The sequence below is a fragment of the Thauera phenylacetica B4P genome (assembly GCF_000310225.1).
GTDB lineage: Bacteria > Pseudomonadota > Gammaproteobacteria > Burkholderiales > Rhodocyclaceae > Thauera > Thauera phenylacetica.
Genome location: NZ_AMXF01000372.1, coordinates 1 through 2,549, shown reverse-complemented (window position 1 = coordinate 2,549; position 2,549 = coordinate 1). Strand labels below are relative to the sequence as shown.

The following is a 2,549-nucleotide window of genomic DNA, read 5'->3' as shown; positions in this document are numbered from 1 at the left end:
TCCGCCTTCGCCGGCGGCGCCTCGCCCGCGGCCTGCGCGCAGGCGAGCGCGAGCGCGTGGGCGTGGGCCTGCGGGCTGTGGCTGGCGTGCTGGCGCAGATGCTCCACGCCTTCCGCGGGCGCCATGCCGATGACCGCGCCGCCCATCCAGGCGCGGTCGGGGATGTGCAGCGACACCGCGCGGATCCGGCCCGCGGCATGGGTGGCGAGGACCCGGATCGGATCGTCGCCGGGGCTGTCCTGTGTGCTCATGTCGTCGCTCGTCTGCAGTCGTGGATCAAGGCGGAGAATACCCGCATCGGGGAGGTTTGTTGTTCGCATGGAAGGGGGGGCGTCGGCGGCGCCCGCCGCGGGTATGAAGAAGCGCGAGCGTGCATTGCTGCGCACGCCCCAGAATCCGCGACAGTGCTAGAATCCGCCGCGTAGATCGGACTTTCCGGTACTCCCACTCACACACCAATCGAGGAAAAGCATGAACAAAGGTGAATTCGTCGAAGCGCTGGCCGACCGTCTGGATGTGCATCGCGCCCAGGCCGACCGTGCGCTGTCCGCCGTGCTCGACATCATCGCCGAACAGCTCGCCAAGGGCGAAAAGGTCGCCTTCACCGGTTTCGGCTCCTTCGAGGTTTCGCAGCGCGCTGCCCGCACCGGCCGCAACCCGCAGACCGGCGCCACCATCGAGATCGCCGCGTCGAGCGTGCCCAAGTTCACCGCCGGCGCCACGCTGAAGGCCGCGGTCAACAAGTAAGCGCACACCGAAGTCGTCGCGGCGCGCCTGGCGCCGTGGCCAGCGGGCCCGTCCCGGATGTCGCCGGGGCGGGCCCGTTTCCATTGCGGCAGCGCATTGCGGCCTTGCACCGCGGGCCGACATCCTGGCGCGCTCGTGGAGCAGGGCCCGCCGTGCAAAATAAACCGCGACAGCCAGCCGTCCAGCCGGTATACTGCCTGTCGTTGTGCAATGCAGCAACAGGGCCGAGAGCAGTACCGCCGCGTCGAGGGACGCGATCCGGACCGGCCCGAGGGACTGTAACCACAGCCCCATCGCCTCCGACCTCCCGTCGCCGACACTCCGTCGGGTTTTCCATTCGTTCTTCCGATCGTCTGGCATCGTGACAACCGGTTGGTGCCGATGCGCGGTCTTTCCTGGCGCCCATGCGCCACCGGATCGACCGGCCACGCCCATCGCGCGTCCCGTCGCCCTTGCGACGCCTCGTGCCGTCCCTGTCCGCAGGCGCGGCGCGGCGTGATGTCATCACGACCCGCTTGTCGCGGGTCCGAATCGTTCCGCCCGACCATCCCAGCGCGGCGGACAGCAAGACAGGAAGAATCATGAACTTCGAAAACCTCGGCCTCGCCGACGATCTCCTCAAGGCCGTCGCCAGCACCGGCTACACCACCCCGACCCCGGTGCAGCAGCGCGCCATCCCGGCGGCGATCGCCGGCCGCGACCTGCTCGTGTCCAGCCACACCGGCAGCGGCAAGACCGCCGCCTTCACCCTTCCTGCCCTGAACCGGATCATCGATCGCCGTCCCGCGCCGGGCAGCGGTCCGCGCGTGCTGGTGCTGACCCCCACCCGCGAGCTCGCCCAGCAGGTCGAGAAGGCGGTGCAGACCTACGGCAAGGCCCTGCGCTGGCTCAACACCGCCTGCCTGGTCGGCGGCGCGCCGATGTTCGCGCAGATCAAGCAGCTGCAGCGCCAGTGCGACGTCGTCGTCGCCACGCCGGGCCGCCTGCTCGACCACCTGACCCGCCGCAAGATCAAGCTGTCGGACGTCGAGGTGCTGATCCTGGACGAGGCCGACCGCATGCTCGACATGGGCTTCGCCGAGGACATCGACGCGATCGTCGCCGCCACCCCGGCCAAGCGCCAGACCCTGCTGTTCTCGGCCACGCTCGACGGCGTGGTGGGCAACATGGCGACGCGCATGACGCGCGACGCCGAGCGCATCGAGATCGAGGTCGCCCAGGAAGACCGCGGCCAGATCGAGCAGCGCCTGATGTTCGCCGACGACCTCGGCCACAAGGGCCGCCTGCTCCACGCCCTGCTCGGCGAGGAAGGCATGAACCAGGCCGTGGTGTTCACCGCCACCAAGCGCAGTGCCGACGAGCTGTCGCTGTCCCTGCAGGAAAAGGGCATTTCCGCCGCTGCGCTGCATGGCGACATGCACCAGACCCAGCGTAACCGCACCCTCGACCGCCTGCGCCAGGGCCGCATCGGCGTGCTGGTGGCGACCGACGTCGCCGCGCGCGGCATCGACGTCGCCGGCATCAGCCACGTCATCAACTTCGACCCGCCGCGCCAGGCTGAAGACTATGTTCACCGCATCGGCCGCACCGGCCGCGCCGGCCGCGACGGCATCGCGATCACCCTGTCGGGTCCGCGCGAGACCGGGCTGATCCGTGCCATCGAGCGCTACACCGGCGATCGCCTGGAAGTGCACACCATCGCCGGCATGGAGCCGTCGCCGCGCAAGCCGACCGGCCCGCGCCCGGGTGGCAATGGCGGCCGCCGTTTCGGCAGCGGCGCCAAGCCTGCCGGCAGCACCTAC

General features: G+C 70.0%; 1 protein-coding gene and 2 pseudogenes. 2 read left to right on the top strand and 1 reads right to left on the bottom strand.

Going from position 1 to position 2,549, the window contains the following annotated elements; translation table 11 throughout:
- A pseudogene (locus C667_RS22095) lies at positions 1-251 on the bottom strand (hypothetical protein); the annotation flags it as partial.
- A gap of 217 nt (positions 252-468) precedes the next feature.
- On the opposite strand from C667_RS22095, the pseudogene C667_RS22090 reads away from it, so the two are divergent.
- Positions 469-747, top strand: a pseudogene (locus C667_RS22090) (HU family DNA-binding protein); the annotation flags it as partial.
- Positions 748-1,328: 581 nt separating this feature from the next.
- The coding region (locus C667_RS22085; RefSeq protein ID WP_004385491.1) for a DEAD/DEAH box helicase at positions 1,329-2,549 on the top strand (1,221 nt) is incomplete at its 3' end.